Origin of the sequence: Acidiphilium sp. C61, from assembly GCF_905116885.1 — a bacterium.
Classification (GTDB): domain Bacteria; phylum Pseudomonadota; class Alphaproteobacteria; order Acetobacterales; family Acetobacteraceae; genus Acidiphilium.
Map to the genome: position 1 here is coordinate 199,279 of NZ_CAJHNI010000005.1, position 24,847 is coordinate 224,125.

18 protein-coding genes are annotated in these 24,847 nt (G+C 66.6%); 12 read left to right on the forward strand and 6 right to left on the reverse strand.

The features are described from left to right. Positions 1 to 83: 83 nt before the first annotated feature. Both HUW10_RS03860 and mutS read right to left on the reverse strand, forming a co-directional pair. A complete protein-coding gene (locus tag HUW10_RS03860) occupies positions 84 to 2,900 on the reverse strand; it encodes a [protein-PII] uridylyltransferase (protein ID WP_174502292.1) in 2,817 nt (938 codons plus the stop codon). A 1-nt stretch (position 2,901) separates the two neighbouring features. Beyond that, positions 2,902 to 5,550 carry a DNA mismatch repair protein MutS gene (gene mutS / locus HUW10_RS03865; RefSeq protein WP_174502293.1) on the reverse strand — a complete coding sequence of 883 codons (2,649 nt, stop codon included), beginning with the start codon at positions 5,548 to 5,550 and terminating at the stop codon, positions 2,902 to 2,904. Between the two features lie 136 nt (positions 5,551 to 5,686). Between mutS and carA the strand changes: the two genes are divergently transcribed. From carA to HUW10_RS03885, 4 genes are all read left to right on the forward strand, one after another. After that, positions 5,687 to 7,030 carry a glutamine-hydrolyzing carbamoyl-phosphate synthase small subunit gene (gene carA, locus HUW10_RS03870; protein ID WP_174502294.1) on the forward strand — a complete coding sequence of 448 codons (1,344 nt, stop codon included), beginning with the start codon at positions 5,687 to 5,689 and terminating at the stop codon, positions 7,028 to 7,030. Between the two features lie 2 nt (positions 7,031 to 7,032). Continuing rightward, the gene (gene carB / locus HUW10_RS03875; protein ID WP_174502295.1) at positions 7,033 to 10,278 is read left to right on the forward strand and encodes a carbamoyl-phosphate synthase large subunit; all 3,246 of its coding nucleotides are present in this window, start codon (positions 7,033 to 7,035) and stop codon (positions 10,276 to 10,278) included. An 81-nt stretch (positions 10,279 to 10,359) separates the two neighbouring features. After that, the gene (gene greA, locus HUW10_RS03880; protein ID WP_174502296.1) at positions 10,360 to 10,833 is read left to right on the forward strand and encodes a transcription elongation factor GreA; all 474 of its coding nucleotides are present in this window, start codon (positions 10,360 to 10,362) and stop codon (positions 10,831 to 10,833) included. A 4-nt stretch (positions 10,834 to 10,837) separates the two neighbouring features. Next, entirely contained in the window at positions 10,838 to 12,034 is a 1,197-nt protein-coding gene (locus HUW10_RS03885; RefSeq protein WP_174502297.1) for a threonine ammonia-lyase, read from the forward strand. Positions 12,035 to 12,153: 119 nt separating this feature from the next. Here HUW10_RS03885 and HUW10_RS03890 read toward each other — a convergent pair whose 3' ends face one another. Genes HUW10_RS03890 through HUW10_RS03900 form a run of 3 tightly spaced genes read right to left on the reverse strand, consistent with a single transcriptional unit; the run spans position 12,154 to position 14,929 of the window. Further along, positions 12,154 to 13,359: an aminopeptidase gene (locus tag HUW10_RS03890; protein WP_174502298.1), complete on the reverse strand. Its 1,206-nt coding sequence runs from the start codon at positions 13,357 to 13,359 to the stop codon at positions 12,154 to 12,156. Then, positions 13,356 to 14,159: an MBL fold metallo-hydrolase gene (locus HUW10_RS03895; protein ID WP_174502299.1), complete on the reverse strand. Its 804-nt coding sequence runs from the start codon at positions 14,157 to 14,159 to the stop codon at positions 13,356 to 13,358. Before HUW10_RS03895 ends, HUW10_RS03890 begins: the two co-directional genes overlap by 4 nt. Next, positions 14,156 to 14,929, reverse strand: coding sequence for a TatD family hydrolase (locus HUW10_RS03900; protein WP_174502300.1), 774 nt, complete (start codon positions 14,927 to 14,929; stop codon positions 14,156 to 14,158). The genes HUW10_RS03895 and HUW10_RS03900 overlap by 4 nt, the downstream gene beginning before the upstream one ends. Positions 14,930 to 15,025: 96 nt before the next feature. On the opposite strand from HUW10_RS03900, the gene gpmI reads away from it, so the two are divergent. From gpmI to HUW10_RS03940, 8 genes are all read left to right on the forward strand, one after another. After that, positions 15,026 to 16,543, forward strand: a complete 1,518-nt coding sequence (gene gpmI / locus HUW10_RS03905; RefSeq protein ID WP_174502301.1) for a 2,3-bisphosphoglycerate-independent phosphoglycerate mutase — start codon at positions 15,026 to 15,028, stop codon at positions 16,541 to 16,543. Continuing rightward, entirely contained in the window at positions 16,543 to 17,736 is a 1,194-nt protein-coding gene (locus HUW10_RS03910) for a murein hydrolase activator EnvC (protein ID WP_174502302.1), read from the forward strand. Before gpmI ends, HUW10_RS03910 begins: the two co-directional genes overlap by 1 nt. A gap of 82 nt (positions 17,737 to 17,818) precedes the next feature. Next, positions 17,819 to 19,177, forward strand: a complete 1,359-nt coding sequence (locus HUW10_RS03915) for a S41 family peptidase (RefSeq protein WP_174502303.1) — start codon at positions 17,819 to 17,821, stop codon at positions 19,175 to 19,177. Positions 19,178 to 19,180: 3 nt separating this feature from the next. Further along, on the forward strand, positions 19,181 to 20,137 hold the full coding sequence (locus tag HUW10_RS03920; RefSeq protein ID WP_174502304.1) for a divergent polysaccharide deacetylase family protein: 957 nt from the start codon (positions 19,181 to 19,183) through the stop codon (positions 20,135 to 20,137). Then, positions 20,134 to 20,628, forward strand: a complete 495-nt coding sequence (locus tag HUW10_RS03925; RefSeq protein WP_174502305.1) for an RNA pyrophosphohydrolase — start codon at positions 20,134 to 20,136, stop codon at positions 20,626 to 20,628. The genes HUW10_RS03920 and HUW10_RS03925 overlap by 4 nt, the downstream gene beginning before the upstream one ends. 2 nt (positions 20,629 to 20,630) lie before the next feature. Continuing rightward, positions 20,631 to 21,296 (forward strand): dienelactone hydrolase family protein, encoded by a 666-nt coding sequence (locus tag HUW10_RS03930; RefSeq protein ID WP_174502306.1) that lies wholly within the window; start codon positions 20,631 to 20,633, stop codon positions 21,294 to 21,296. A gap of 72 nt (positions 21,297 to 21,368) precedes the next feature. Continuing rightward, positions 21,369 to 22,931: a glutamine-hydrolyzing GMP synthase gene (gene guaA, locus HUW10_RS03935; RefSeq protein ID WP_174502307.1), complete on the forward strand. Its 1,563-nt coding sequence runs from the start codon at positions 21,369 to 21,371 to the stop codon at positions 22,929 to 22,931. 295 nt (positions 22,932 to 23,226) lie between these two features. After that, positions 23,227 to 24,483 carry a tyrosine-type recombinase/integrase gene (locus HUW10_RS03940; protein WP_174502308.1) on the forward strand — a complete coding sequence of 419 codons (1,257 nt, stop codon included), beginning with the start codon at positions 23,227 to 23,229 and terminating at the stop codon, positions 24,481 to 24,483. On the opposite strand, the gene HUW10_RS03945 is transcribed toward HUW10_RS03940, so the two are convergent. Continuing rightward, a complete protein-coding gene (locus tag HUW10_RS03945; RefSeq protein ID WP_174502309.1) occupies positions 24,437 to 24,745 on the reverse strand; it encodes an AlpA family transcriptional regulator in 309 nt (102 codons plus the stop codon). The two genes, HUW10_RS03940 and HUW10_RS03945, sit on opposite strands and share 47 nt — an antisense overlap. Positions 24,746 to 24,847: the final 102 nt, after the last annotated feature.

The following is a 24,847-nucleotide window of genomic DNA, read 5'->3' on the forward strand; positions in this document are numbered from 1 at the left end:
TTTCCTGGTCAAATAAAAATTTCGCGCCCTAGAATTTTGTCCTCCCGGCAGAGCCGGGTCACATCAAGTTGGAGTTCAGCCGCTCAAGACGCTGCGGTGACCTCATAGGAGCGGCCGGCCAGCGCCTCGATGAGCGCGCTGCGCAGCTGGGCGAGCTTGCGCTCGTTCTGAACCTTCAGGCCGAACACATCCTTCACATAGAACACGTCGACCGCGCGGACTCCGTAGGTGGTGATATGCGCCGAGGCGATCTGCAGGCCCTGCGAGGTGATCGCAGCGGTGACGTCGTGCAGCAGTCCCGGCCGGTCACGGCCATTCACCTCGATGACGGTGTGGCGGTTGGACGCGCTGTTGTCGACAACGACCCGCGGCGGCACATGGATTGCCCGCATCCGCCCGCCGACAACGCTGTTCGTCGCCTTCTCGATTTCGGTGGCGAGGCGCAGCCGGCCGGACAGCACCTGCTCGATCACGGCGGAAATCTTGGCCAGCCGGTGCGGCGATTCGAGCGATCCGCCGCCGGCATCCTGGATCCAGAACGTGTCGAGTGCCATGCCGTCCGTCAATGTGTGGATGCGCGCATCGACGATCGTCGCCCCGGCGACCGCGAGCGCTCCGGCGATACGGCTGAACAGACCAGCATGGTCAGCGGTATAGACAACGACTTCAGTCACCGAGCGCGCGGGCAACGGTTCCGCGGCAACGGTCAGGGGAGCATCCCTGTGCCGCGCATCGCGGATCATTCGGCCGTGCCGCGCTATGCTCTCGGGGTCGAAGCCAAGCCAGTAGCCCGGATATCCCATGTTGAGGAAATCATCGCGCTCGGCATCCGGCCAGTCGGAAAGCAGTTCGGCCACCATCTGCTTGACCCGCGCCACCCGGGTATCGCGCTCGGTCGTGGCCAGCCCGCCCTCGAGCACTTCGGCAACACGGGCATAGATTTCGCGCAGCAAGGTGGCCTTCCAGCCGTTCCAGACCTTGGGCGAAACCGCGCGGATGTCCGACACCGTCAGGATCAGCAGCAATCTCAGCCGCTCGGGCGACTGGACCACATCGGCGAGGTCGAGGATCGTCTTGGGGTCGTCGATGTCGCGGGAAAACGCGGTCTGGCTCAGCAGCAAGTGATGCAGCACGAGCCAGGACACCATTTCGGTTTCCTCTGGATCAAGGCCAAGCGCCGGACCGATCGTCAGCGCCAGTTCAGCACCGATCTCGGAATGGTCGCCCCCCCTGCCCTTCGCGATGTCATGCAGCAGCAGCGCGACGTAGAGCGCCCGGCGCGACTGCACGTGATGCGCGAGCCCGCTGGCCACCGGTACGATCTCCGAAAGCTCGCCGCGTTCGATCGCGTTCAGCACCCCGATCGCGTGGATCGTGTGCATGTCGACCGTGTAGACATGGTAGGAATCGAATTGCATCTGCCCGACGATGCGCCGCCAGTCGGGCAGATAGCGGCCCAGCGCGCCGGTTTCGTTGAGTATCGCGAGCCACTGGGCGCCATCTTGCCGGGCCTCCCCGTCACCGCAGAGCAGGTCGAGGAATAGTGCCGCGGCGCGGGGATCGGTACGCAGTTCCGCCGTACGACGTGCGCCGCGGATCATCGCGCGAAGCGCAAGTGGATGCAGTTTCAGTCCCCGGTCGCGCGCGACCTGCAGGATCCGCAGCAGCTGGATCGGCTCGGCCATCGGCTCGCGGCCGGTGACAAACAGGACCTTGCCGTCTGCCAGCACGAACCCGGCATCGAGCAGTGCCGCGTCGGTCGCCGGCGCGATCGCGGGCGGCCCCAGCGCCGCGCGCACCACGGCGGGTTCCAGCACCCCTGTCACCCGCGCGACCTCGCGCACGACCAGGAAATAGTGCCGCATGAATCGCTCCACCCCATCCTGCCGCCCATGCCGCGTATAGCCCATGCGCGCGCCGATCACCGGCTGCAGATCGAAGGTCAGCCGTTCCTCGGCACGGCCGGCGACATAATGCAGATGGAAGCGCACGCTCCAGAGATAGTCCCATGCCCGCTTGCAGGCGCGCGCCTCGGTGGCGCTGAGAATGCCGCCACCCGGCGCGCCGGCGCCGACCAGCTCGGTCATGGCGAATGTGCCGAACACGTAGCGGGCGAGCCAGTAGAGGGTTTGCAGGTCGCGCAGCCCGCCTTTGCCTTCCTTGATGTTCGGCTCGACCATGAAGGGCGTATCGCCGAAACGCCTGTGGCGGGCGGCGCGTTCGGCCTGTTTCGCGGTAATGTAGCCCGCCGGGCTGCCGGCGGCACAATCGTGGCGGAAGGCCTGCTGGAAATGCGCGAACAGCGCCCGGTCGCCGGCAATGCAGCGGGCATCGAGCAAGGATGTCCGTATCGTGCTGTCGCCCTGCGACTCGGTCAGGCAATCGGCTGTCGAGCGGGTGGCGTGCCCGACTTTCAGCCCGAGATCCCACATGAAATACAGGATGAATTCCACCGCGCGGAGCACCCGGGCGGAGGGTTCGCTGTCGGTCAGGAACAGCAGGTCGATATCGCTGAAAGGCGCGAGAGTGGCGCGGCCGTACCCGCCGGTCGCGGCAACAGCGAGGCGATCTCCCTCTTCGACCGGCAGCAGATCGACCGCGTAGCCGATCAGGGCGGCGAGCAGCTCGTCCATAAGCCCCGAGAGAAGACGGGCGGCCGCAAGGCCGGACATGTCGCCCCGCTCGAAGCGGGTCTGCACATGGGTTTGCAGCCGGGCGAGCTGGCGGCGAACGATGCCGAGCGCGTGATCCCGCGATGGCGGATTGCCGCGCGGCAGCGTGCGCGCGAGCTCGGCGCCGATATCGGGGCGACCGATGACCGCGTCATGCGGCGGCGGCGGACTCACGGCCGCTGGCATGACGGGCGGAAAATCGCGCGACGGCTGGCTGGTGTTCGACATATCACTTCTTCTCTACCGCGCCATCCGCCTTGTCGCCAAGGAAGTTTCGCCGCCACGCGTAGATCAGTTCCAGCGCTGCGCGTGGTGAAAGCTGGTCCGGATCGGCCTCGGCGAGCGCCGCATGCCAGCCATCCGCAGACGGCAGTTCAGCGGATGGCGGCTGGTCGTCTCCCGCCGCCGCGAAAAGCGGCAGCGCGCCCGCCTCGCTGCCGCCGCGCTCGGCCGCGCGCAGCAGCGCCTCGGCCCGGCGGATCACCGGCTCTGGCAGCCCGGCGAGTTTCGCGACATGCACGCCCCAGCTTCGCTCCGCCGCGCCCTCGATCACCTCGTGCAGGAACACGACGCTGCCCCGCCACGACTTCACCCGCATCGTGCACGGCCGCAGCCGCGGCAGCGCCGCGCCAAGCTGCACCAGGTCGTGAAAATGCGTGGCGAAGATGCTGCGGCAGCGAATTGACCCGTGCAGCGCCTCCAGCACCGCCTGGGCGATCGCGAGCCCGTCGCGCGTGCCGGTGCCGCGGCCGATCTCGTCGATGATGACGAAGCTGCGCGGCCCGGCCTGGTTGAGGATGGACGCGGTCTCGATCATCTCGACCATGAAGGTCGAGCGACCGGCGGCAAGGTCGTCGGCAGCACCCACGCGGGAGAACAGCCGGTCCACCAGCCCGATCCGCGCCTGGTCCGCCGGCACCGGCAGCCCGGCCTGGGCAAGAACGATCACCAGCGCGTTCTGCCGCAGGAAGGTGGATTTGCCGGCCATGTTCGGCCCAGTCAGCAGCATCAGCCGCCGCTCGGGCGAAAGGTCGGCATCGTTGGCGATGAAGCGCGCCCCGGCGGGCAGCGCCGCCTCGACCACCGGATGCCGCCCGGCGACGATGCTGAACGCCGCGTCCTCGGAAAGCTCGGGCGCGCACCAGCGCCCGCTCTCGGCCAGCGTCGCGGCCGATTGCAGCGCATCGAGCCGCGCCAGCGCCGCCGCACAGTCCGCGAGCGCCGCCTCTTCGCGCATTGCCGCGGCGAGCAAATGATCGAGCACCAGCGCCTCCCGCGCCGCCGCCCGCTCATGCGCCTCGGCGATCCGCCGGTCGAGATCCGACAATTCGGGATGGGTGAACCGCGCCGCCGAAGCCAGCCCCTGCCGCAGGATCAGCTCCGGATACGCCCGCAGCGCCTCGACCGCCGCCGCCGGCGCCTCCAGCACATAGCCAAGCTGACTGTGATGCCGCACCTTGAGGCTGGCGATGCCGTAGCGCGAGGCAAGTTCGGTCTGCAGCGCCGCGATCACCTGGCGGGTGTCGTCGCGCAGCCGGCGCTCGCCGTCGAGCTCGCCGTCGAACCCCGCGCGGATCGCCGGCGCATCGCCGATCCGCGCGGGTGGTGTTTCAACCAGCGCGGCCGCCAGCAGCGCCGCCAGCTCCGGCCCGGCGGCGAGCTTCGCCACGTCCTCCGCCAGCGGGTGCATGGGGTCGGCGGCGACCGCCGGCGCAAGCCCCTCGGCCACCGCGCGCGCGGCAGCGAGTGAATCCCGCACCTGGCCCAGATCGCGCGGGGACAGCCGGCCCGCCTTCCGCCCCGCGAGGCCGAGCCGCACGAGTGCGCGGGCCAGGTCCGGCGCGCCGCGCAGTGCGCCGCGCAGTGCGGCAAGTGTGCCCGGGGCGTCGAGCAGGCTCTGCCAGCCCGCCTGCCGCGCCTGCAGCGGGCCGATCGCGTCGAGCGGTGCGGCGATCCAGCCGGCGAGCATCCGCGCGCCTGCGGCGGTCACCGTTCGGCGTACCGCGCCGAACAGGCTGCCGGCCTCACCGCCATCAGCCGTGCGCAGCAGATCGAGGCTTGCGCGGGTCGCGGCGTCCATTGCCAGCAGGCCGGTCTCGCCCGCGCGCACCGGGCGGGCGATGCGCGGCAGCGTGCCGGCCTGGCTGCGCTCGACATAGCGCAGCGCCGCCGCTGCCGCCTGTGCCTCATGATCGGTAAAGGCACCGAAGGCGTCGAGGGAGGCAACATCGAACAGCCGCGCGAGATCGCGCCGGGCCAGCTCCGCAGGCGGCGGCGGGCCTGGGTCGGTCCGCCGGCTTTCATGCGGCCCGAGTTCGATATCTGCCGCGGAAAGAATTTCCGCCGGGTCCAGCCGGCCGAGCAGCGCGGCGAGTTCGGCTTCTGCCAGATCGGCGGTTTCGAACAATGCTGTCGAGACATCGAGCCAGGCGGCACCGACCCGGCCGGCCCGCGGCACCAGCGCCAGCAGAAGGCTGGCTCGCCCCGAGTCGAGCAGCGCTTCCTCGGTGATCGTGCCGGGGGTGATGAGCCGGACCACGGCGCGGTCGATCAGCACCTTGCCACCCCGCGCCTTCGCTGCCTCTGGTGCCTCGACCTGCTCGGCTACCGCGACGCGGAATCCCCGCCGGATAAGCCGGGTGAGATAGGTATCGCGCTGCGAGACCGGCACACCGCACATCGCGATCGGCTCGCCCTGATGGGTACCGCGTGCGGTCAGCGCGATGTCGAGCGCCGCCGAGGCCGCCTCGGCATCCTCGAAGAACAGCTCGTAGAAATCCCCCATCCGGAAGAAGATCAACGCGTCCGGGTAGTCGGCCTTCGCGCGGAACCACTGCGCCATCGCGGGGGTTGCGCCGGCGGCGCGCTCTGAATTCATTCATTCTTTCTAGCCGAGGACACGGTAGGCGAGGAAGAGCGCGGCAAAATGTCGAGTGCCGGAAATAATTTCCATCCCTATTCTCGTCAGGAGAAATCCGGTTGAACTCGGAGGAAAAATCCGGCATGAGACCGTCATGCCCAAGACGACAGACGAGATCATCGACCTGCTGGGCGGTGCCGATGCGGCAGCCCGGCTGACCCAGGTTTCGACCGAAGCCGTGCGCAAGTGGCGCAGCGCCGGGGCGATTCCGGCGCGGCACTGGCCGGCGGTGATTGCCGTCACCGGTCTGTCCCTGGCCGATCTTTCAGGAGAGATTGCAATGGAATCCGAAACCACGAAGCCGGACGGGGCGACTGCGGCGCTGGTACTGGGCGACGGGCGCGTGTTCTGGGGAAGCGGTTTCGGCGCGCATTCCGCCGGCAGCCCCGCGGAACTCTGCTTCTCCACCGGGATGACCGGCTATCAGGAAACCCTGACCGACCCTTCCTTCGCCGGGCAGATCATCACCTTTACCTTCCCCCATATCGGCAATGTCGGCGCCAATCCCGAGGATATCGAGGCAAATACGAGCTTCGCCCGCGGCCTTGTGATCAACCGTGACATCACCCAGCCCTCCAACTGGCGCGCCGCCGAAGGGCTGGCCGCCTGGTGCCGCCGCATGGGATTGCCGGGCATCGCCGGGGTCGATACCCGCGCCCTCACCCGCACCATCCGCGACGACGGCCCGCCCAACGCGCTGATCGCCTATCCCGAGGATGGCCGCTTCGACATTCCCGCCCTGATCGAGCGGGCCCGCGCCTGGCCGGGGCTCGAGGGCATGGACCTCGCGCGCGAGGTGTCCTGCACCCAGAGCTACGAGTGGACCGAGACGCTTTGGGATCTTGCGCACGGGTTCGGCCGGCAGGATACGCCCAAATTCACTGTCGTTGCCGTGGATTACGGCGCGAAGCGGAACATTTTGCGCAATCTCGCGAGCGCCGGCTGCCGGGTCATCGTGGTCCCCGCCACCGCTTCGGCCGAGGATATTCTCCGCCATCAGCCTGACGGCGTGTTCCTCTCCAACGGCCCCGGCGATCCGGCGGCGACAGCCGAATACGCCGTATCGGCGATCCGCGGCGTGCTCGATGCCGGCAAGCCGCTCTTCGGCATCTGCCTCGGCCACCAGCTTCTCGCCCACACGCTCGGCGCACGGACCTACAAGCTCGCCCGCGGCCATCGCGGCGCCAATCAGCCGGTGCAGGAACTTGCGACCGGCAAGGTCGAGATCACCAGTCAGAACCACGGTTTCGCGGTCGACGAGGCGAGCCTCCCCGACGGCGTCACGGTCACCCATCGTTCGCTGTTCGACGGGTCGAACGAGGGCATCGCCTGCCCGGCAAAGAACTGCTTCTCCGTGCAATACCACCCCGAGGCCAGCCCTGGACCGTCGGATGCCAATCACCTGTTCCGGCGCTTTGTCGCGATGATGGAGGGCTGACCATGCCGAAACGTACAGACATCAAATCGATCCTGATCATCGGCGCCGGCCCCATCGTCATCGGCCAGGCCTGCGAGTTCGACTATTCCGGCGCCCAGGCCTGCAAGGCGCTGCGCGAGGAAGGCTACCGGGTGATCCTGGTGAACTCCAACCCCGCCACGATCATGACCGATCCCGAACTGGCCGATGCAACCTATATCGAGCCGATCACGCCGGAGATGGTCGAGAAGATCATCATCAAGGAACGGCCGGATGCGGTGCTGCCCACCATGGGCGGGCAGACGGCGCTGAACACCGCGATGTCGCTCGCCAAGTCCGGCACGCTGGAAAAGCACGGCGTCGAGCTGATCGGCGCCCGCGCCGAGGTGATCGACCGCGCCGAAGACCGGCTGAAATTCCGCGATGCGATGGCCGAGATCGGCATCGAGAGCCCGCGCAGCGCCATCGCCCACACGATGGACGAGGCCCGCGCCGCACTCGACCTCGTCGGTCTGCCGGCGGTGATCCGCCCCTCCTTCACCCTCGGCGGCACTGGCGGCGGCATCGCCTACAACCGCGAGGAGTTCCTCGAAATCGTCGCCGGCGGGCTCGACGCCTCGCCGACCACCGAGGTGCTGATCGAGGAAAGCGTGCTCGGCTGGAAGGAATACGAGATGGAGGTGGTCCGCGACCGGGCGGACAACTGCATCATCGTCTGCTCGATCGAGAACATCGACCCGATGGGCGTGCATACCGGCGATTCCGTCACCGTCGCTCCCGCGCTGACCCTGACCGACCGCGAATACCAGCTCATGCGCGATGCCTCGATCGCGTGCCTGCGCAAGATCGGCGTTGATACCGGTGGCTCTAACGTGCAATTCGGCGTCAATCCGGCCGACGGGCGCGTGGTCATCATCGAGATGAACCCCCGCGTCTCCCGCTCCTCGGCGCTGGCCTCGAAGGCGACCGGCTTTCCCATCGCCAAGATCGCGGCGAAGCTCGCCGTCGGCTATACGCTCGACGAGTTGCGCAACGATATCACCCGCGTCACCCCGGCGAGCTTCGAGCCGACGATCGACTATGTCGTCATCAAGATCCCGCGCTTCACCTTCGAGAAATTCCCCGGCACACCGGCGCTGCTGACCACCTCGATGAAGTCGGTCGGTGAGGCGATGGCGATCGGCCGCTCCTTCCCCGAGGCGCTGCAGAAGGGGCTGCGCAGCCTGGAAACCGGCCTCGCCGGACTCGATCCGGTCGAGAAGCCGGGCGATGGCACGCGCGATGCCTTCCGCGCCGCGCTCTCCACCCCGCGGCCGGACCGGCTGCTGATCGCCGCCGAGGCGCTGCGCGCCGGCCTGACGGTCGAGGAAATCCACGCCGCCTGCAAGTTCGACCCCTGGTTCCTCCGCCAGATGGAGGACATCGTCGAGGCCGAACGGCGGGTGGCCGCCGAAGGCCTGCCCGGCGACGAGCGCGGCATGCGCGCGCTCAAGGCGCTCGGCTTCTCCGACCGCCGACTCGCGGGCCTTACGGGTCAGAGCGAGGCGGATGTGAGCAAGGCGCGCCTCGCCCTCGGCGTCACCCCGGTCTACCGCCGGATCGACAGCACCGGCGGCGAGTTCGCCTCGGCAACCTCCTACATGTTCGCCACCTATGAAGGCGGATTCGGTGCGCCGGTCTGCGAGGCCGAGCCAAGCGAGCGGCGCAAGGTGGTCATTCTCGGCGGCGGCCCGAACCGGATTGGCCAGGGAATCGAGTTCGATTATTGCTGCGTCCACGCCGCCTATGCGCTGCGCGAGGCCGGGTTCGAGACCATCATGGTCAACTGCAACCCCGAAACGGTTTCGACCGACTACGACACCTCCGACCGGCTCTATTTCGAGCCGCTCTTCGCCGAGGACGTGCTCTCCCTGCTCCATCGCGAGCAGGAGCGTGGCACGCTGCTCGGCTGTATCGTGCAGTATGGCGGGCAGACGCCGCTCAAGCTCAGCCAGGCCCTCGCCGAGGCCGGCATCCCGATCCTCGGCACCTCGGCCGACGCGATCGATGCCGCCGAGGACCGCGAGCGCTTCCACGACCTGCTGCGTTCGCTTGGCCTGCGCCAGCCGGAAAACGGCCTGGCCCGCTCGGCCGAGCAGGCCGAGGCGATCGTCGAGCGGATCGGCTTCCCCGTCGTCATCCGCCCTTCCTACGTGCTTGGCGGCCGGGCGATGGAGATCGTCTATGACATCGCGAGCCTGCGCCGTTACATGCGCGAGGCGGTGGTGGTCTCCGGCACCAACCCGGTGCTGATCGACCGCTACCTGAACGACGCGATCGAGGTCGATGTCGACTGCATCGCCGACGGCCAGACCGTCTACGTCGCCGGCGTGATGGAGCATATCGAGGAGGCCGGCATCCATTCCGGCGACTCCGCCTGCTCGCTGCCGCCCTACTCGCTGTCGCCCGCCATCGTCGCCGAACTCCGCGCCGAAACCGAGGCGATGGCGAAGGCGCTCAACGTGATCGGGCTGATGAACGTGCAGTTCGCGATCCAGGGCGAGAATGTCTACGTCCTCGAGGTCAATCCGCGCGCCTCGCGCACCGTGCCCTTCGTCGCCAAGGCGACGGGCGTGTCGGTGGCGAAAATCGGCGCGCGGGTGATGGCCGGCGAGGCGCTGGCCTCCTTCGGGCTGGATGACAGCGTGATGCGCAGTCACGTTGCGGTGAAGGAGGCGGTGTTCCCCTTCGCCCGCTTCTCCGGCGTCGACGTGCTGCTTGGCCCCGAGATGAAGTCCACCGGCGAGGTGATGGGGCTCGATGTCAGCTTCGCCCGCGCCTTCGCCAAGGCGCAGCTCGGCGCCGGGGTCAAGCTGCCGCAGGCCGGCACGGTGTTCCTCTCGGTGCGGGATTCCGACAAGCCGGCGATCCTCGCGATCGCCCGACGCTTCGTCGATCTCGGCTTCGAGATCATGGCGACACGCGGCACCGCCGCGCATCTCTCCGAGGCCGGCATCGCCGCGCGGGCGGTGAACAAGGTGCTGGAAGGCCGCCCGCACTGCGTCGACGCGATCCGCTCGGGTGAGGTGCAGCTCGTCATCAACACCGCCTCCGGTGCGCAGACCGTGTCGGACAGTTTCGACATCCGCCGCCAGGCTCTGAACCACGGGGTGCCGCACTACACGACCATAGCCGGGGCGCGGGCGGCATCGCACGCCATCGCGGCTCTCGCGGCGGGCAACCTTGAAGTTGCGCCGCTTCAGTCGTATTTTCCGCAATCGTTTCGATGACCGCGGTGCCGGGCCGTCCCGGCCCGCGCCTTTTTCGCTCATCCCCACGCCGGATGGCTTAACCTGACTGAAGGAACTGCCGTGCAAAAATTCCCGATGACCGGGCCCGGACTGCAGAATCTCGAAGCCGAGCTGCGCCACCTCAAGTCCGTGGAGCGGCCGGCGATCATTCGGGCGATTGCCGAGGCGCGCAGCCACGGCGACCTGTCGGAAAACGCGGAATACCATTCCGCGCGCGAGCGTCAGTCCTTCATCGAGGGGCGGATTGCCGAGCTCGAGGAGATCGTTTCCGCGGCCGAGGTGATCGATCCATCCACCTTGTCCGGCGATACGATCAAGTTCGGCGCCCATGTCGAGCTCGTCGACGAGGAAAGCGACAAGGAAGTCACCTACCAGATCGTCGGCGTGCATGAGGCGGACATCAAGGCCGGGCGGATTTCCGTCACGTCGCCGCTGGCCAAGTCGCTGATCGGCAAGAAGCCGGGAGACACCGTCTCGGTGCCGGCTCCCGGCGGCGACCGCAGCTACGAGATCCTCGCTGTCCGGTTCGGCTGACGCCTTGGTTACGCTTGCCGATATCGAGGCGGCGGCCGATCGGATCGCCGGCGCGGTATTGCGCACCCCGCTGGTCCGCGCGGACTCGCTCTCGCGCGCGACCGGTGCGGACGTCCATCTCAAGCTCGAAAACCTGCAGGCCACCGGCGCGTTCAAGGAACGGGGGGCTGCGAACCGCATCGCGCTGCTGACGGAGGCCGAGCGCAAATCCGGCGTGATCGCGATGTCGGCCGGCAACCATGCCCAGGCGGTCGCGCGCCACGCCCAGCTCGCCGGCATCCGTGCCACCATCGTGATGCCGCGCTTCACCCCGACCACGAAGGTCACCCGCACCAGGGCCTGGGGGGCGCAGGTGGTGCTGCATGGCGAAACCCTCGCCGAAGCGGCCGCCCATGCCCATGAACTCGCCGCTCGCGAGGGGCTGGTCTTCGTCCACCCCTATGACGACGCCGACGTGATCGCCGGCCAGGGCACCCTTGCCCTTGAAGTCCTCCAGGAGCTGCCGGACCTGGACGCGCTGATCATCCCGACCGGCGGCGGCGGCTTCATTTCCGGCTGCGCGGTGGCAGCCCGGGCGCTGCGGCCCGGCGTGGAAATCCTCGGCGTCGAGGTTGAAAGCTATGCCGGCTTCGCCCAAGCCTTGGCGGGCCAGGAGGTCAAGGTCGGCGGCGCCACGATCGCCGAGGGCATCGCGGTGCGCGATATCGGTCAGCTGCCGCTCGGGCTGCTGAAGGAACACAAGGTCGAGGTGCTGGTTGTGCCGGAAGCGGCGGTGGAGCAGGCGATTGCGATGCTGGCCGAGAATGGCAAGATCGTCGCCGAAGGTGCTGGTGCCGCGGCTCTCGCCGCGGTGCTGACCTTCCCGCAGCGCTTCGCCGGCCGCCGCATCGCCCTGCCGATCTGCGGCGGCAATATCGACACCCGCGTTCTCGCCAACACGCTGCTGCGCAACCTGATGCGCGACGGACGGATCGTGAAGGTGCTGATGGAAATCCCCGACCGCCCCGGCGTGCTGGCCGACATCGCCAGCCGCATCGGCGATCAGGGCGGCAACATCATCGAGGTCGTCCACCAGCGCCAGTTTGCATCACCGACCGTGCAGGCCGCGCATCTCGAAGTGATGTTCGAGGCGCGCGACGCTGCTCACGGCCGGTCGATCACCGAGGCGCTGGAAGCCGCCTACACCGTCCGCCGGCTCTAGAGCGTCATCCGATCAGACGGGGTCACCTGATCGGATAAAGATGCTCTAATTATCAACATGATAGAGCACGATATCCGATACTGATGGATGGGAATGTGCCCTCATCGCGCCCCCGGCGCTCAGATCACGAACGCGCCGGCGCGCATCACCGGCGTCACTGAACCATCGGCATTCACGCCATCGACGTTCATCAGCGCCGAGCCGATCATCCAGTCGACATGGATGAGGCTTTCATTGGCGCCGCGGGCGGCATCGCACCCGCCCTCCATGTTGAGCGCCAGCGCCTGGCCGAGCGCGATGTGGCTCGCCGCGTTCTCGTCGAACAGCGTGTTGCGGAAAATCAGTCCCGAGCGCGATACCGGCGATGCATCCGGCACCAGCGCCACCTCGCCGAGGCGGCTCGCCCCCTCGTCGGTCGCGATCAGGGCGCGGAACACGTCCTCGCCTCGTTTCGCCTTCGCTTCGACGATCCGCCCCGCCTCGAAGCGCACCTCGATCTCCTCGATCAGTGCGCCGCCATGAACGAGCGGCTTGCTCGCCCGGACTTTGCCATTCACCCGCTCACGATGCGGCATGGTGAAGACTTCCTCGGTTGGCATATTGGGCATGCAGGCTGTGCCATCCTTCGATGTCGCGGATCCGCCCGCCCAGAGATGTCCGTCGGCGAGGCCGACCTCGAGGTCGGTGCCCGGTCCGCTGAAGCGCAGCGCGGCAAAGCGGCGGGCGTTCAGCGCGTCGCACCGTGCCCGGAGGGACGCGACATGGGCGTGCCAGGCGGTGACCGGATCGGCCTCATTGATGCGGCTGACCTCGAAAATCGCGTCCCACAAAAGCGCGACCGGGTTCGCTTCGTCAGGGAAGACCGATTTCGCCCAACCCGGCGTGGCGAAGGACAGGGTCGACCAATTGGTGGCGAAACTGCTGATCAAGCCGCGAACCGGCCTCATCGCCTGCGCCATCGCGCGCTGGGCGCGGCCGATCCGCGCCGGGTCGCAATCCGCGAGCAGCATCGGGTCGGTACCGACAACCGTGAGCATCGCCGCCCCCTCGCCGATCGACTTCGCCACCCCCTCGTAGAGCCAGGAAGGCGCGAAATCGAAACTGTCCTCGCTCGCCTCGTGGAAGCGGGCGCGCTGGATCAGGTCATCGGCGAAGAAGGGGATCACCAGCGCCGCGCCGGCGCGATAGGCATGGGTCGCGATCCGGTCGACGAGGTCACGCGCCTCGATCGGCGCGTTGATGATGAGTTCCTGGCCAGGCTGCACATTGACGCCGATGCGAACGGCGACCTCGGCCAGCCGGTCGAGCTTCTCTTCATGCGTCATGGCGCGTCTCCCTCGATGATCATGCCGTCAAAGGCGGGTTCGATGCCGGGCGGCAGCGTATCGCACAACGTGCGATAATCCATGTCGAGTCCCATATGGGTCAGGATGGTGCGGCGGGGGCGCAGCGCCTTCGCCCAGTCGATCACCTGGTCGAGATAGGCATGGGTCGGGTGTGGTCCCTGTCTGGTAAAACAGTCGACGACCCAGGTGTCCACACCTTCGAGCAGAGCGAACTGATCGGGCGTGAAACGGACCACGTCCGGGCAGTAGGCAACATTGCCGACACGCAGGCCGAGCGAGGGGATGAAGCCGTGATCCTGCCGGATGAAACGCACGGGCAGCCCGGCGATGGTCCGCGTTTCACCGGGATGGACCGTGTGGGTGTGCAGCACCGGGCGGAAGAAGCGAGGCGGCTCCCACGGGCGAAACGCGTAGTCGAAGCGCTGGCGCAGTTCCACCCATGTGCGCTCGTCGGCATAGGTATCGATCGGTGTGCCGCGCAGGCGGTTGAGGATGCGGATATCGTCGAGACCGGCAATATGATCCGCGTGCGAATGGGTGAAGATGACCGCATCGATCCGGTCGATCCGGTGATCGGTGAGCTGCAGGCGGATTTCCGGCGCGGTATCGACGAGGATCCGCTGCCCGTCGGCGGCGGTGAAAACCACGCTGGCGCGGGTGCGGCGATTGCGCGGCTCCGCCGGGTCGCATTGCCCCCAGTCACCGGCCCCGTCCGGGCCGCCGATCTGCGGCAGCCCGGCCGATCCGCCGGTGCCGAGCAGTGTGAGTTTGAACTTCATGAAGCCTTGGCGAACAGGCGCTGAAAATTGGCCGTGGTGAGATCGGCCAGCTCGGCCATCCCCATGCCCTTCACCTCGGCCAGCACCTTGGCGGTGTGGATTGTGTGCGCCGGCTCGTTGCGCTTGCCGCGGAACGGCGCCGGGGCGAGGTAGGGCGAATCGGTTTCCACCAGCAGCCGTTCTGGCGGAATATGCCGGGCGATCTCGCGCAGTTCGGCTGATTTCGGGAAGGTCAGGATTCCGGAGAAGGAGAGGAACCCGCCAATCGCCAGCGCCCGCTCGGCCAGCCTCTGGCCCGAGGAAAAACAGTGCAGCAGGAACGCGAAGGGCGCCTTTGCGTGTTCGTCCTCCAGCATGGTGGCAACGTCGTCATCCGCATCGCGGGCATGGATGGCCAGCGGCAGGCCGGTCATTTGCGCCGCGCGGATATGGACACGGAAATTCTCCGCCTGAACATCGCGCGGTGCCTTGTCATAGAAATAGTCGAGCCCGGATTCGCCGATGCCGATCACGCGCGGATGCAGCGTCATCTCGGCGATCGCCTCAGGGCTGGGCACGCCCGCCTCGCCACCGGCATTGTGCGGATGCACGCCGATGCAGGCGAACACGCTGGGATCGCTCTCGGCGATCGCGATCGCGGTTTCCGACTGGTGCATCGAGGTGCCGATGGTCACCATGCGCTCAACCCCGGCCTCGTGGGCGCGGGCGATGACGGCCTGGCGTTCGGCCTCGGTGAAGTAGTCGAGATGGCAATGAGAATCGATCAGCATACGGCCTATATAGAGGTGCCGGCGCCGGATCGGAACCGCGCTTGACCCATACAAGCGGCTCGGTCCATCTGCGGGCGGCAGATGATGGAGAGTGCGATGACCAGGCCGGTGATGCTGACGATACTCGACGGGTTCGGCTGGCGCGAGGACCGCGCCGACAACGCCGTGGCCCAGGCGAAAACGCCGCATTTCGACCGCCTCTGGCGGGAGTCGCCGCACGCCTTCCTCAGCGCCTGCGGCCGCGATGTCGGCCTTCCCGAGGGGCAGATCGGCAATTCCGAAGTGGGCCACACCAATATCGGCGCCGGACGCGTGGTCATGCAGGAGCTGCCGCGGATCGACAGCGCGATCGAGGACGGCTCGCTGGCCGAGAACGCCGATCTGCGCCGCTTCGTCGACGCGCTGCGGGAATCGGGCGGCGCCTGCCACCTGCTCGGCCTTGTCTCGCACGGCGGGGTGCACGCGCATCAGCGCCATGTCGCGGCCCTTGCCGGCGCGGTCGCGCGGGCCGGCATTCCCGTCTTTGTCCACGCCATCACCGACGGGCGGGACACGGCGCCGGAAAGCGCGCCGGACAGCCTCGCCTGGCTGCACGACGCGCTGCCGAAAGGGGCGGAAATCGCGACCGTGATCGGCCGCTATTACGCGATGGACCGGGACAATCGCTGGGAACGGGTTCGCCTTGCCTTCGACCTGTTCACCGAGGGCAAGGGCAGCCATGCCGACGACCCCGTCGCCGCGGTGAAGGCGAGCCACGCGGACGGGGTGACGGACGAGTTCGTCAAGCCGGTGGTAATCGGCGGTTACAAGGGCATGCGCGACGGCGATGGCCTGCTCTGCGCCAATTTCCGTGCCGATCGTGTGCGCGAGATCCTGGCCGCCCTGCTCGATCCAGGCTTCGACGGCTTTGCACATGACCGGCACATCCGGTTCGCCGCCGCGCTCGGCATGGTCACCTATTCCGACGAACTCGCGCATTTCATGCACACGCTGTTCCCGCCGCAGCGGATGGACGACCTGCTCGGCGAGGTGGTCGCGCGTGCCGGCAAGCGTCAGCTGCGCGCGGCGGAAACCGAGAAATACCCCCACGTCACCTATTTCCTGAACGGCGGACGGGAGACGCCGTTCGCGGGCGAGGAACGCGTCCTCGTCGCCTCGCCCAAGGTCGCGACTTATGACCTGCAGCCGGAAATGTCCGCGCCGGAACTGACCGACAAGGTCGTCGCCGCGATCGAATCGGGCAGCTTCGACCTCATCGTCCTCAACTTCGCCAACCCCGACATGGTCGGCCATACCGGCTCGCTCCCCGCCGCGATCAAGGCGGTAGAGACGGTCGATGCCGGGCTCGGCCGGATCGATGCGGCGATCCGCGCCCAGGGCGGAGCGATGATCGTCACCGCCGATCACGGGAATTGCGAGCTGATGCGGGATCCGGAGACCGGCGGCCCGCACACCGCCCACACGCTCAACCGCGTGCCGGTGCTGCTGACCGGCGGGCCTGGGGAAGCGAAACTGCGTGACGGCCGGCTCGCCGACCTCGCCCCCACACTTCTCTGCCTGCTCGGGATTCCCCAACCGGAAGCAATGACCGGCCGGAGCCTGATCGGCGCCTGATGCCACAGGCCGCCCGCCGCCTCATCCCGACCGCCGCGCTGCTGGTTGCAGCACTCGCCGCAGGCGCGGCGCGGGCCGACCAGCTCGGCACGGCACGCAACCGGCTCGATCAGGCGAACGCGGCGGCGCAACGCCATCGCGCGGCGGCGGCGGCGGCGGCAAGGGCGGAGGCCGCGGCGGCGTCACGGCGGCAGACGCTGCTGGCCCGCGAGATCGCCGCGAATGCTGCCTTGCGGGCAGCGGAAGACAAAACCGCCCAGATCGTGAGCCAGTTGGCTGACCTCGGCACCAAAACCGAGGCGGCACGGGCGGATATCGAAGCATCCTCCGCAGCCATCGCGCCGTTGCTGCCAATCATCATCAGGCTCGCGCGGCGACCGGCGGCAACCCTCATTGCCGCCGGCTCGGCGCCCGGCAAGGCTGCCGAGGGCGCCCTGGCGATGCAGGGCATCACCCGCCAGATCGCTGCCAGGGCGCGGGAATTGCTCGCGGCACAGCAGCGCTACGCGGTATTGTCCCTGCAACTTCGCGTGCAAAAAGCCAGGATGATTGCGGCCGTTGCTCAACAGAAAGCCGGAGATGCGGCGTTGCAGGCGGCCATCGCCGCCACCGCGGCAGCCGAAAGCCTCGCCGAACGCCGCCGCTACGCCGAAGCCCGGCAGGCCGCCAGCGCCGCAAGCCAGGCGCATGACCTCGTCGGGGTGATCAATCGCCTTGAGCGGGCCCGCGCGGCGGCAGCGCGCGCGGCAGCAGCGCGGGAAGCTGCTGCGCGGATATCTCCTCCCGCAGCGCCGAAAATCCTTGCCGGCGCGCCTGTCGCTGGCCGGCTGATCCGGGCGTTTGCCAGCACCACGGCGACCGGCCCTGCGACCGGCGATACGTTTGCCGCTTCGCCCGGCGCCGTGGTCAGCGCGCCTTGCAGTGGCGGGGTGGTGTTCGCCCGCCCCTTTGCCAGCTACGGCAAGCTGATGATCATCGACTGCGGCGGTGGCTACGATTTCGTGATGGCGGGGTTCCAGAAGTTCGATGTATCGGTGGGCCAGCATGTTCAGCCCGGCCAGCCGGTCGGGCGCATGCCGGCATTCGACACGCACAATCCCGGAAATCAGCCGCGCCTTTATGTCGAGTTGCGGCACGACGGAAAGGCGGTCGATCCGGCGGCGCGCCTCGGTGCCGGAACAGCGAACCGCTGACCCGCCCATCTCCCGCAACGTCGGGCTCTGGACTTCCGGGCCAGCCGCATTAATGGTGGCGTATCTGATGAGGATGGCGTAGATGAAGCTGAGGACTTCCCTGTTGATCATGACGACCTTCGCGGTGGGGGTCGGTGTTGGAATGGTGGAACCTGTAATCCACGGCGCTGTCGCCGGCACACCGCAGAACGACGAAACCTATCGTCAGCTCGGCCTGTTCGAAAACATTTTCCAGCGCATCAAGGCCGACTATGTCGTGCCTGAATCCTCGAAAAAACTGGTCTACGACGCGATGAACGGCATGCTGACCGGGCTCGATCCGCACAGCGCCTACATGAACGCCCAGCAATACAAGGACATGACCGCGGAGACGTCCGGCCAGTTTGGCGGCCTCGGGATCGAGGTTTCCGAGGCGGGCGGCTTCATCAAGGTCATCAGCCCGATCGACGGTACGCCGGCGGCCAAGGCCGGGATCAAGCCCGGTGACCTGATTGTCGCGATCGACGGCAAGCCGATGATCGGCATGACGCTGGACAAGGCGGTCAACCAGATGCGTGGCCCGGCCGGCAGCAAGATCAAACTCACGATCAAGCGCGCCGGCGTCGACAAGCCCATCCATGTCACCCTCACCAGGGCGATCATCCATGTCCATGCGGTCAAGACCGCACTCTATGGCAATGTTGGATACATGCGCCTCGCGAGCTTCTCCGAGAACGCGAATCGAGATATCCGCCGCGGGGTGGCGAAGCTGAAGGCCGAAAGCCACGGCAAGGTGGGCGCCTACATCCTCGACCTGCGCAACAATCCGGGCGGCCTGCTCGACCAGGGCATCGCGGTGGCCGATGATTTCCTCAATACCGGCGAGATCGTCTCCACTCATGGCCGGCACCAGTCCGACGACCAGGTCTGGTACGCGCATGAAGGCGACATCACTGACGGCAAGCCGATTGTCATCCTGGTGAATTCGGGCACCGCCTCGGCCGCCGAAATCGTCAGCGCGGCGCTGCAACAGAACCGCCGCGCGGTGGTGATGGGCACCCGCACCTTCGGCAAGGGCTCGGTGCAGACCATCTTCACCATTCCCGGCCACGGCGCGCTGCGAATGACCACCGCGCTCTATTACACACCCTCCGGCAAGTCGCTCCAGGATTACGGTGTCGAGCCCGATCTGGTCGTGCATGAAACCAACAACCCGAAGGATCATTTCCCGAAGATCCGCGAATCGAACATGCCGCACGCCTTCCGCAACCCCTCCGGTATGAAGGCGCCGATCCTGCCGCCGAAGCTGGTGCTGCCGGCCGCTGCGAAGACGATCGCAGCGCGGCCACCCGTTGGCTGGCCGAAGCTTGAGCCAAAGAAGCTGGGAACCGACTACCAGTTGCAGATGGCTCTCAAGCTCGTCCGCGCCATGGCGGCGCCGAAGAGCGGCGCGACGCACTAACTCATGCGCGCGATCCGCATCGCGCGCTCGGTCGGGCGTTTCTGGGCGGGCGTTGGCCTCGCGACCGTTATCGGCGGCGCGACCCTAGCCGTGCTGGGATCGCCGCTGCCGGCAAAGCCGCCTCGGACAACGCTTCTGCGTCACCTCTATCATGGCGCCATTCCGCCGCCGGACCCGAAATTGCTGGTGGGATCCCCAGCCAATCCGGCATGGATGATCCCGCAGCAATCCGGCAAGACCAGTCCGATGACGTATTACGCCGCCCCGGCACACATTGCTGATGGCCTCCATCGCGTGGCCATTCTTGTCGGCGGCATCGGCGAGGCGCTCACGCCCAGCCTCGATGCCGTAACATCGCTACCGCCCTCGGTTTCACTGGCGCTCACGCCCTATGGCCCTCATCTGCAACAGGTCGCAATTGCTGCCCGCAAGGCCGGGCACGAGACCCTGCTGGGGCTGCCGATGGAGACCAGCCGGGAGCCCACGGTGACCGAAGGCGATGAGGCACTGCACGGCAGTGAGCTGGATTCGGTCAATCAGAAGCGGCTTGACTGGGCGCTTTCCCGTGTGGCGGGCTACGCCGGCGTTACCGACGAAATCGGAATGGCGACCGACGAGACATTTCTCTCGCAAGCAATGAACAGCCAGTGGCTCGGCAAGCATCTGCAACCCGCCGGCCTGTTCATGGTGACTGCGTCGAGGGGGGTGAAGCTCCCGCCCGGCATACCTGGCCGTCGGGCGGACGTGGTCATTGATCCCGAGACGAGCGGGGTCGACCAGTTGCAGTCCCTGAACCAGCTGGCGGGCGTCGCCGTGGTTCAGGGCAGCGCTCTTGGCGTCATTTCATCGCCCACGGAAGGTGACATCGATGTGCTGGCGAAATGGTGCGCCGGCCTGAAGGCGCAGGGGCTGGTTCTCGTGCCGGTAAGCGCACTGATCGCGCCACGGAACGCGAAATGACGGAGACGACCACCCTGCCCTACCGGCACAATGTCGGCGCCGCGGTGTTCAACCGCGCCGGTCTGGTGCTGGTTGCCCGCCGGGCCGACCTTGGCCGCGATGCCGCCTATCAGTGGCAGCTGCCCCAGGGCGGCATTGACGACGACGAGGATCCGGCGACCGCGGTGCTGCGGGAGCTGGACGAGGAAATCGGCACCAATGCGGTCGAGGTGATCGGCGAGATCGGGGACTGGCTCACCTATGACTTCCCGCCCGAAGTGGTGGCGAAATTTGGCGCTCGGCATCGTGGCCAGAAACAATGGTGGTTCGCGCTGCGTTTTGTCGGCAGCGACGAGATGATCCGCCTCGATGCCCATCAGCATCCCGAATTCGACGAATGGCGCTGGATCGAACTTGGGGCCATTCCCGCGCTGGCGGTGCCGTTCAAACGGCCAATCTATGAGCGTCTCGCGCAGGATTTTGCGCAATTCGCCAACACGGACGGAGCATGACAATGGGTGAAATGATCAACCTGACCGCCTCCTGTGGGCACAAATTCAAGGCCTATGCTGCCGGCGACACCGCCGCGCCGCGAGGCATCGTGATCGTGCAGGAAATCTTCGGCGTGAATTCGCATATGCGGCAGATCTCGGACCACCTGGCCTCGTTCGGCTACCGGGTGATCACACCGGCGCTGTTCGACCGGGTCGAGCGCGGCGTCGAACTCGGCTACGACGCCGTGGGGCGCGACAAGGGGCTCGCCCTGCGTGCAGAAATCACGGAGGAGGCCGTGATGCGCGACATCGAGGCCTCGGCCGCCGCCCTGTCGCCGCGGCCCACCGGGATCATCGGCTATTGCTGGGGCGGCACCATCGCCTGGTGGGGCGCCACACGGAGCAAGAGCTTCAAGGCGGCGATCGGCTGGTATGGCGGCGGCATCGCAGCCACGCGGACTGAGAGGCCCGGCTGCCCGGTGCAGCTGCATTTCGGCGCCGAGGACAAGGGCATTCCGCTGACCGATGTGGAAGCGATCCGCAAGGCGCAGCCCGAGATCGGGATTTTCGTCTATCCAGGCGCCGAGCACGGCTTTGGCTGCCACGATCGCCCGAGCTTCAACCCCCGCGCCAACGAGATCGCCGAGCATCGCAGCCTCGCCTTCTTCGCCGAACACGTCGTCTGACGAGCGGCTGCCGTGAACGCGGCGCGGCCCGGAGGGATTGAACCCGGCCGCGTTGCGTGCTGTTGAGGCGAGATGTCCGACGCACCCTCCGCAGACCGCATCCTCATTCTCGATTTCGGCAGCCAGGTAACGCAGCTGATCGCGCGCCGCCTGCGCGAAACCGGCGTCTATTGCGAAATCTGGCCCTTCGACGCCGACCCGTCGCGTATGGCGGCCTTCGCGCCGAAGGGCATCATCCTCTCCGGCGGGCCGGCGAGCGTGATCGAGGCGGTGGCACCGAAACCTCCGGCCGGCGTGTTCGGCGCCGGCGTGCCGGTGCTCGGCATCTGCTACGGCGAGCAGGCGATCTGCGATGCGCTGGGCGGCGCGGTGGAAGGCTCAGACCACCGGGAATTCGGCCGGGCCTTCATCGACGTCACCGAGGACTGCGCTCTGTTCGAGGGCGTCTGGACCAAGGGCCAGCGCGCTCAGGTCTGGATGAGCCATGGCGACAGGGTGACGGCGCTGCCCCCGGGCTTCCGGGCCGTTGCGGTGAGCGAAGGCGCGCCCTTCGCTGCCATCGCCGACGATACGCGCCGAATTTATGGCGTGCAGTTCCACCCCGAAGTCGTCCACACGCCAGACGGCGCCCGCCTGCTCGCGAATTTTGCACACAAGGTCTGCGGCCTTGCGGGCGGCTGGACGATGGCGAATTTCCGCGAGACGGCGCGCGATGCGATTCGCGTGCAGGTCGGAACCGGGCGGGTGATCTGCGGCCTGTCAGGCGGCGTCGATTCCTCGGTCGCGGCCGCGCTGATCCACGAGGCGATCGGCGACCAGCTTGTGTGCATTTTCGTTGATCACGGCCTGCTCCGCGCCGGCGAGGCCGACGAGGTCGTGCGCGTCTTCCGCGACCGCTTCAACATCCGCCTCGTGCATCGCGACGCGTCGGACCTGTTCTTCGCCGCCCTTGAAGGCGTCACCGATCCGGAGGTGAAGCGCAAGACGATCGGCCGCCTGTTCATCGAGGTGTTCGAGGAAGAGGCGCAGAAGCTCGGCGGCGCCGATTTCCTCGCCCAGGGCACGCTGTATCCGGACGTGATCGAAAGCGTCTCCGCGCGCGGCGGGCCCAGCGCCGTCATCAAGTCGCATCACAATGTCGGCGGCCTGCCGGACCGGATGCGGATGAAGCTGGTCGAACCGCTGCGCGAATTGTTCAAGGATGAAGTCCGCGACCTCGGCCGTGAACTCGGCCTGCCCGAGACCATCGTCGGCCGCCATCCCTTCCCCGGCCCTGGCCTTGCGATCCGCATTCCCGGCCCGGTCGACCGCGAGAAGGTCCGCATCCTGCAGAAGGCCGACGCGATCTACCTTGAGGAGATTCGCAACGCTGGGCTGTATGACGCGATCTGGCAGGCTTTCGTGGCCCTGCTGCCGGTACGCAGCGTCGGCGTGATGGGCGACGGTCGCACCTACGACTTCGCCTGCGCCTTGCGCGCCGTCACCAGCACCGATGGCATGACGGCGGATGTCTATCCATTTGACATGAGCTTCCTCACCCGCGTTGCAGGTCGGATCGTAAACGAGGTCCGCGGCATCAACCGTGTAACCTACGATATCACCAGCAAACCGCCCGGCACGATCGAGTGGGAATGATTTAGGGTCTGCCGAGAAGGTTCGGGGACTATCGCCAATTCCTAAATAAGTGATTGAATTAAAATAATATATTTGCCGCAGCCTATCAGCATCTTTCGCTGGGTAGCGGTTCCGAACGACGGCTCGGATGACGGTCTTGTCTTCACTTGCCGCCAGCCCGAAGACGAGATACCGTCAGCCCGTAGAGACTGGCTGACGGTATTTTTTCTCTCTTATCGTGATGATAAATAAGGAGAAATTGTCCTGACGTTGGCCTCAAATTGCCTGACGGTATTTTGGGTCGAGGGGACGGGAAATGCTGACCGACACCGCGCTGAAGAACCTAAAGCCCAAGGGGAAGCCTTACAAAGTCAGCGATCGCGATGGGATGTATGTCGTTGTGGCACCGTCGGGGACGGTGACCTTTCGGCTGGACTATCGCTTGAATGGCAGGCGAGAGACCGTGACTCTTGGCCAGTATGGGCCGGCCGCACTCTCGCTGGCCCGCGCGCGTGAAAAGACGGTAGATGCGCGTCGAGCCGTGATGGAAGGCAACTCGCCCGCCCATGAGAAGCAGCGTGCGAAGCGGCGGATCAAGGAGGCGAAGAACTTCGGTGAATTCGGTGAGCGGTGGCTCAAGGATGCCCCGATGGCGGACAGCACCCGAGCTATGCGCCGCGCCATCTTCGAACGAGAGCTCTTGCCCGTCTGCAAAAATCGTCTTCTCCACGAGATCAGGCCTGACGATCTGCGTGCGCTCTGCGCGAAGATCGTTGATCGGGGCGCGCCCGCGACCGCGATCCATGTGCGGGATATCTTGAAGCAGATTTATGGTTTTGCGATTTTGCATGGCGAAAAGGTCGCTAACCCGGCCGATGAGGTCGGCCCAGCATCCATCGCCACTTTCGTGCCGAAGGATCGATCGCTTTCACCGACTGAAATCCGCGTGATGCTTAAGCAACTTGAGCATGTCGCGACGCTTCCGACTATCAGGCTCGGTATGCGGCTTTTTCTAATGACGATGGTGCGCAAGAGCGAATTGCAAGACGCGACTTGGGACGAGGTGGATTTCGAAAATGCCGTCTGGAGCATTCCCAAGGAGCGGATGAAGCGATCGAAGGCGCACAATGTTTATCTGTCGCGTCAATCCATGGATATCATGATCGCGCTCAAGACCTGCGCCGGGAATTCCCGCTACCTACTGCCGTCCCGTTACGATGCGGATGCACCCATGTCTCGCGCGACATTCAACCGGATCACCTATTCCGTCGTCGAGCGAGCGAAATCGGAGGGGCTGCCGCTCGAGCCTTTTACCGTCCATGACCTGCGCCGCACGGGATCGACGCTTCTCAACGAGCTTGGATTTAACAGCGACTGGATCGAGAAATGTCTGGCCCATGAGGATGGAAGATCGTCTCGAGGCGTTTACAACAAGGCGGAGTACGAACCTCAGCGGCGTCATATGCTGCAAGAATGGTCGGACATCATCGACGCGTGGGTTGAGGGTCGAAAGCACGTCCCGGTCCTCACTCCACCGTCGATGCCGCTCCTGGTTCTCGACTCTGCGGTCTGACAGGTCGTGTTCGGCGCTGCCGGACGTCCGGGTGCGGAGCACGGGGGGTTGAAGCGCTGTCCGATGCCCTGCGGCGTTCCGCCAACCAGGCCTCTATTTCGGCGAGGTCCCAGACGACGCAGCGGGCCGTTAGAGCAAAGCGGCGTGGAAATTCTCCGCGCTGCTCCATCTCGTAGATTGTTGTATCCGCAAGCGGTACGATCTGGCGTAGTTCACTGCGGCGGATCGTGCGCTTGATCGTTTGCTCAACCTTGAAGGCCATGATTTCTCTTCCAATGTCGGCGCTTGATAGAGAACGAAGCGGATAGTCCGCGACGATTGGAAGGGGTGAAATGGTCGAGTAGGGTTATGGGCTAGCGCGGCG

Coding starts and splice junctions, on each gene's coding strand:
- HUW10_RS03860 (WP_174502292.1), bottom strand. CDS start 2,900: ATGTCGAACACCAGCCAGCCGTCGCGCGATTTTCCGCCCGTCATGCCA.
- mutS (WP_174502293.1), bottom strand. CDS start 5,550: ATGAATTCAGAGCGCGCCGCCGGCGCAACCCCCGCGATGGCGCAGTGG.
- carA (WP_174502294.1), top strand. CDS start 5,687: ATGCCCAAGACGACAGACGAGATCATCGACCTGCTGGGCGGTGCCGAT.
- carB (WP_174502295.1), top strand. CDS start 7,033: ATGCCGAAACGTACAGACATCAAATCGATCCTGATCATCGGCGCCGGC.
- HUW10_RS03890 (WP_174502298.1), bottom strand. CDS start 13,359: ATGACGCATGAAGAGAAGCTCGACCGGCTGGCCGAGGTCGCCGTTCGC.
- HUW10_RS03895 (WP_174502299.1), bottom strand. CDS start 14,159: ATGAAGTTCAAACTCACACTGCTCGGCACCGGCGGATCGGCCGGGCTG.
- HUW10_RS03900 (WP_174502300.1), bottom strand. CDS start 14,929: ATGCTGATCGATTCTCATTGCCATCTCGACTACTTCACCGAGGCCGAA.
- gpmI (WP_174502301.1), top strand. CDS start 15,026: ATGACCAGGCCGGTGATGCTGACGATACTCGACGGGTTCGGCTGGCGC.
- HUW10_RS03910 (WP_174502302.1), top strand. CDS start 16,543: ATGCCACAGGCCGCCCGCCGCCTCATCCCGACCGCCGCGCTGCTGGTT.
- HUW10_RS03915 (WP_174502303.1), top strand. CDS start 17,819: ATGAAGCTGAGGACTTCCCTGTTGATCATGACGACCTTCGCGGTGGGG.
- HUW10_RS03920 (WP_174502304.1), top strand. CDS start 19,181: ATGCGCGCGATCCGCATCGCGCGCTCGGTCGGGCGTTTCTGGGCGGGC.
- HUW10_RS03925 (WP_174502305.1), top strand. CDS start 20,134: ATGACGGAGACGACCACCCTGCCCTACCGGCACAATGTCGGCGCCGCG.
- HUW10_RS03930 (WP_174502306.1), top strand. CDS start 20,631: ATGGGTGAAATGATCAACCTGACCGCCTCCTGTGGGCACAAATTCAAG.
- guaA (WP_174502307.1), top strand. CDS start 21,369: ATGTCCGACGCACCCTCCGCAGACCGCATCCTCATTCTCGATTTCGGC.
- HUW10_RS03940 (WP_174502308.1), top strand. CDS start 23,227: ATGCTGACCGACACCGCGCTGAAGAACCTAAAGCCCAAGGGGAAGCCT.
- HUW10_RS03945 (WP_174502309.1), bottom strand. CDS start 24,745: ATGGCCTTCAAGGTTGAGCAAACGATCAAGCGCACGATCCGCCGCAGT.